This is a genomic window from Oleiphilus sp. HI0080 (genome assembly GCF_001635135.1).
On record NZ_LWFU01000696.1, the window covers coordinates 1 to 5923 of the forward strand.

General features: G+C 48.5%; 4 protein-coding genes. 3 read left to right on the top strand and 1 reads right to left on the bottom strand.

Translation table 11 applies throughout. From position 1 onward, the window contains the following. The 3 genes from A3751_RS15040 to A3751_RS15050 all read left to right on the top strand — a co-directional run. A partial coding sequence (locus A3751_RS15040) for an HD-GYP domain-containing protein (protein ID WP_068457603.1) occupies positions 1 to 1318 on the top strand: 1318 nt, incomplete at its 5' end. Between the two features lie 32 nt (positions 1319 to 1350). Further along, positions 1351 to 2823, top strand: a complete 1473-nt coding sequence (locus A3751_RS15045) for a PAS domain-containing sensor histidine kinase (protein ID WP_068457606.1) — start codon at positions 1351 to 1353, stop codon at positions 2821 to 2823. A 91-nt stretch (positions 2824 to 2914) separates the two neighbouring features. Beyond that, positions 2915 to 5338 (top strand): fatty acid cis/trans isomerase, encoded by a 2424-nt coding sequence (locus A3751_RS15050; RefSeq protein WP_156492499.1) that lies wholly within the window; start codon positions 2915 to 2917, stop codon positions 5336 to 5338. 354 nt (positions 5339 to 5692) lie between these two features. Here the strand turns inward: A3751_RS15050 and A3751_RS23610 are convergent. Continuing rightward, a partial coding sequence (locus tag A3751_RS23610; protein ID WP_231876903.1) for a hypothetical protein occupies positions 5693 to 5923 on the bottom strand: 231 nt, incomplete at its 5' end.

The following is a 5923-nucleotide window of genomic DNA, read 5'->3' on the forward strand; positions in this document are numbered from 1 at the left end:
TCCTCAGGACGTTCAGAAACTGATTGATTCTGGCGTAAGAATAGTCACCATCGAGAGAGACAAAAGCGATATTCTTCCCGAAGCTGTCGAGGCGGAAGAGCCGAGCGAGGATCGCCCTCAAGAAACGTCGGTTTTAGATGCGACCACTGAGAACGCGACTGAAACGACAGTTGAAGAAAACGTGGAAGAACACCTAGCGAGCGAGGAGGAAAAAAACCAAGCGGTCAATTCGCAGCCTGAATCTTCAATGGATACATCTCGCACGGTAACGTCTGCTCAGGCTTTCGATCAGCCACCTGAAACATCATCTACCCAAGCCGGCTCGCAGGTGGATGGCAAGCCAAGTACAGCAGCACCCACAGATTTAAAAGCCGAACTGTCATTTGCAAGAAAGTTGCATGGAGAGGCCAAAGCCTTGTGCAGTCGTGTTTTCGAACAGCTCAACAATGGGCAAGCAGTGGATGTTGAAGTAGTCAGCGAATTGGTTGAGCAAACTGCAGAAAGTTTGGCGCGCAACAATCAGGCGATTTTCTCTTTCTTGCATATGCAGCGCAAAGACGAAGGCTTGTATGATCATGCTTTCTCTGTATTTAGCCTAGTGTTGGCCATGGGGCAGGCATTGGGTGTGTCGAAGGACGAGCAAGAGACGCTTGGTTTTGCGGCTCTAGTGCATGATGTGGGTTGGTTAAAGTTGCCATTGCATTTGTTAGGTAAGGGCAAAACCTATACGGATGCCGAGCGTAATCTCGTCACTAAACATCCTCTGCTGTCTGTTCGTATGATCGAAGGCGGCGAAGGGGTGACCGATCAAATAAAGAGTCTTGTCGGCCTGCATCACGAATGCTTGGATGGCTCGGGTTATCCGACGGGAAAAGTCATGCAAGACAACTTGCTCTGGTCGATTCTGGTGGTTGCGGATCGTTATGACGAACTTGTCCATCAGTTGCTCGATTGCTCTGGGATGATCCCAAAATCGGCGTTACGCGAGCTCTACAAGGATGCGCAGGACGGGAAGATCGATGTTCGCGTCGTGCAAAGTTTGATTACCTTGATGGGTGTCTACCCCATCAGTTCTGCGCTTCAATTGAAATCTGGAGAAAAAGCGATTGTCACTGAGTGTCACAGGAGTGCCCCAGCCCAGCCATCGATACGGATTTTTTATGATGGCAAGGGTAACTTGCTTCCAAAAACCGAGGACGTTGATCTGAGCGCCTTGGAAGAAGATCATCCGCGAATGGTTGCTAAGGCCATAGACTGGCGCAAACCGGGGGTTGATCCGGCTCAGGTTCTTAATCTCACTGAAGCCGACTTGCGCTAGGCGCACTAAGCACATCTAGCAGGGTTTATTGCATGCTTGAAAAATGGATAGAAACGATCAACGATTGGCCTGATCTGATCGCCTTGATCAGCGAGAAAGGAAAGCTCGTGGCGTGTTCTCGCGCATTTACAACGTGGTCCGGTTGGAAGGTGAGTCGTCTTTCGGGCAAGCATGTTCATGATGAACTTTGCGCTCCGGCGCGGGCTTTCGCGCATAAACGTGAGAGCTGTCCTTTATGCGCCAGTCAAACAGCACCCTTGGATGGCGACAAGAAACACGCTTCGCAGGACTTAGATCGAAGTTCAAACTCCGAGAATACCGAAGCGCATCTTGAGGGCTTGATCGTTAATGCGAAAGGCGACTATCTATCTGCAGAGCTGTTTTGCAGAACCATTGAGCTGGAAGGCCATCGTTATTCGTTGGTACGATTTTTAGACGATAGTAAGCTCAAGCATACATTTTACGAGCTGCATCGCATGTCTTACTTTGTTGATAAAAGCCCGTTTCCGCTAGCCGAGTTTTCAGCATCTGGCTTGCTTGAATTCAGTAACGCAGCAATGACCGAATTGATGACCGATATCGGCTATGATGATGAAGGCCGTTTGCTGCTATTACCGACTAATTTTGAGCAGCTTCTCGCGCAAGTCATCGAGAATAAAAGCTCTGTGGACGATATAGAAGTCACTGCACCGGACGGGAGTGTTTGGTCGTGGTTTTTCTATCATTTAACCGCTGATGGTGAGGATCGTGTGCACGGTATCGCAACTAACATCACTGAGCGAATTCGTCGTGAGGCGATTGAGAAAGAGTTGGAAAATACCGCTGCGAAAATGCGCGAAGATGCACGTAAGCAAGAAATTGCAAAATTAACGCACGAATTTCGTTCGCCGCTGAATTCGCTCGTTGGTTTTGCCGGCATACTGAAAGCGAGACTTAAAGATCGTGTCGATGAGCAAGAGCAGACCTTCTTAGATCTTATTGAACAAGGTGGTATGAAGCTCGCCGATCAGATAAGCACAACGTTGGATGCAGCAAGGGATAATTTAAGTGAAAGTATCCTCGCAGTGTCTAAGTTTGGTGCGCAGGCATTGTGTGATGAGTTGATCGCGCAAATTAGTCCGCTGGCCGCAAAGAAGTTTTTGGAGTTGCACTGTGAGTGTGAAGACCTGACGCTGGAAACGGACCGTGCAAAGCTCGCTCAAATTTTGGTTAATTTCCTCGATAACGCCATCAAATATACGCAAGAAGGCTCAGTAACGCTGGTCGCCAAACCCTTCAAGGGTGGTTATGAATTCTCTGTGATTGATACAGGCAGAGGGCTGACAGACGACGAGCAAGTTGATGTGTTTAAAGATTTTCATCGTACTGCTGGGGTGGAAAACATACAGGGAACTGGACTGGGGTTGTCCGTCGTGCAGGAGTTGGCTAAACGCTTACAAGGGGAAGTGGCCGTAGAGAGTGTAATGGGGCAAGGCTCACGTTTTTACCTGCGTATTCCTGTTTAGTCCGATCGTTTTGGCCAGCTTTTTTGGTTTCTAGCGTGATCCTTCTTGAATCTTCTTATATATTTCTTATCTTATTGCGAAGTGAATACTTTTGACCGATGAGAGGGATGTGCGCGTGCTGCGAGCGAAACTGAGCCGTATAGCTCAATACTTAATGATCGCTTTCGTTGCTGTGGGTTGCGCTGTCGTAGCCGAGCAAAAGCTGAATGAGCTTTGGGGCAAGGAAGAAGTGCGTGACCGCAGTGTCAGCCAGACGACCCAAGGCATCCCAGAATATCATCGTGATATTCAGCCCATTTTTGATAAGCGCTGTGTGAGTTGCCATGCTTGTTACGATGGCCCTTGTCAGCTCAAGCTCACGTCTTATGACGGTGTGGATCGTGGAGCCAGTAGCGAACTCGTTTATGATGGTACGCGCTTATTGGCCATAGAGCCTTCTCGTCTTGGTGTTGACGAGAAAAATACTCAAGAGTGGCGCGAACGCGGTTATTTTCCTGTATTGAATGAGCGTCATCAGCAACCGGACGCTAACCTGTATGGCAGCTTGTTATATCGCATGCTCGAGTTAAAAAAGAATAACCCCTTACCACAAACCAAACAGCTTGATTCAGATGCGTTTGACTTCAGCACCGCCCGGGTTCAGGAGTGCCCAACGATTGCTGAATACGAAGGTTTTGCATCAAACCATCCACAGTGGGGTATGCCATTTGGCTTGCCTGCGATAAGTGATGAAGACTTCGATACAGTTAAGCGCTGGGTAGAGGCTGGGTCTCCAGTGATTCCATTAAAACCTCTTGGTGAAAAGTACCAAAAAGAAATCTCCCTTTGGGAAACATTCTTCAACGGAGAAAGTAATAAAGAACAGCTGTTCTCTCGCTACGCCTTTGAGCATTTGTACCTCGGAAACCTTTGGTTTGAAGCCTTAGGGAGCGATCAGTATTTCAAGCTTGTTCGTTCTCGCAGTCCTAGTGGCGAACCGATAGACGAAATCGCCTCTCGCAGGCCCTTTGATGATCCAGGAGTGGATCAATTCTATTATCGCTTGAAGCCTGTGCGAAGCACGATTGTTGATAAAACGCACATGCCATATATGTTGAACGATGGGCGCATGGAGCGATGGCGACAATGGTTTTTAGAGCCCAGCTACGAAGTGACGAATTTGCCTGGCTATGATGTAAAGCTAGCCTCGAACCCTTTTGCCACCTTTAAAGACCTGCCGACACAGGCGCGCTACAAGTTCATGCTGGAGGAGGCGGAATTTACCATTATGGGCTACATCAAAGGTCCGGTCTGTCGAGGCCAGGTGGCGCTCAATGTGATTGAAGATCACTTCTGGGTGTTCTTTGTCGATCCTGACATTGAAACCATGCTTTATGACCCGGCGGGTGCTGAGCGAGCAGTTCGTAATTTGCGTTTACCTGCAGAGCAAGACAGCAATGCGTCACCATTTTCAGTTTGGACCGAGTACTCTGAGTTACAGGAGCAACACCTGAAAGACAAGCTGGCCTTCATTAATAGCTTGTCGAAAGAGGGCGCTGAGTTAACTTTAGGAGCGTTATGGAATGGACAGAAGCTCAAAGAATCAGAAAGTCAGCCGAACCAGAATGCTGCGCTGACCATTTTTCGGCATTTTGATAATGCGACGGTCGTGAAAGGCTTGCAGGGGCCAAAGCCAAAAACAGCGTGGGTCATCAGCTATAGCTTGCTAGAGCGCATTCACTACTTGTTGGTCGCGGGTTTTGATGTGTTTGGGAATCTTGGGCATCAGTTAAATACGCGTCTCTATATGGATTTTTTGCGCATGGAAGGGGAGAGCAATTTTCTCATGTTGCTACCCGATGACGCAGCAGAGCGCGAGTTACTGAGCTGGTACGATGGTGCGGAAGAGAAAGTAGAAAGTTATCTTGAGGTGCTTCGTAAGTCTGAAATACCAAACAACACGATTGAGTATAGTAGCGACAATCCCAAAGCAGAGCTGTTCGATAAATTGATTGAATACATGGGGCCTCAAGTATTGCCTGAAGTGCCGTTACTGCCACCAGAACTTATTGCGCGCACAGAGGGAATGCAAGGTGATATCGCCAAACTAAAAGCCATTGCCGGCCCCGCAGTCGCGCAAATGCCAGAGCTTTCTATGGTGCGTGTGAAGTTCAATGACGGTCAGCAGCATGTGTTCTCCATGGCGGTCAATCGTTTCCACAAAAATGTATCTTCCTTGTTTTTGGAAGAAAAGCGGCTTAAGCCTGAAGGCTTCACTCTAACAACATACCCTGGTGTATTGGGTAGCTATCCAAATGTGTTCTTTGATGTTCATGCGCTGCTGTTTGAGCATTTTGTAGAGCGCATTCAGAGTCTTGAAACAGCTGAGGACTATACATCGTTGTTAGATGACTTTGCCGTGCGGCGCACCGATCCGAAGTTTTGGGATTATGTTGATTGGCTGCACGTCTGGTATCTGGTGAATCAGCCTTTAAAGGCCGGGATCATTGATTTGAATAGATTTGAGAATCGCTAATGCTTGTTTGAACTGACTACCTAGTGAGCAGCGTGTTGCGATTGGGTTTTGGTGAATTGTTATCCGTTTCTTTTCTGCCGCCCACCCCAGGGTGCCCTCTCTTGCCTTGCAGGCAATTCAGCTTGTCTGGCCGGCAGGCCACTCATGGGCTTTGCTTATTCTGCTTTGGCTAGGTTTCTTTTCTAGCTTCATTGCTATCCGTTTCTTTTCTGCCGCTTCCGCGCGGCTGACGGGTTAAGACCTTTGTCTCGCCAAAGGTCTTAACAATCTAAAGGCGACCCGCAAAGCTCCGCTACGCTTCTCTTTGGACGGGACTAGGCCCTTCGATGACATAATTGTGTTTACGAGACTTCGTTATGTTTTGGTGTGACGAAAAGCTTGAGCGGAGCAATGCTGCCCGAAGCCTCGTAAACATTGAGCAGCATCGAAGGGATAAATCCCGTCGAGCGTCGAAGACGCTTCGGGTCGCCTTTGGGGTGTCGGGGTCTTTGGCGAGTCAAAGACCCTGACTCGGCCTTCAGGACGAAACTGGAACAAAACTCCTAGACTCAGATCTCTATTCAAATAACCCCAAACCCCAAAACC

Bases quoted from the DNA above. Each gene is read 5' to 3' on its own strand.
- A3751_RS15045 (WP_068457606.1), top strand. From the start codon at position 1,351: ATGCTTGAAAAATGGATAGAAACGATCAACGATTGGCCTGATCTGATC.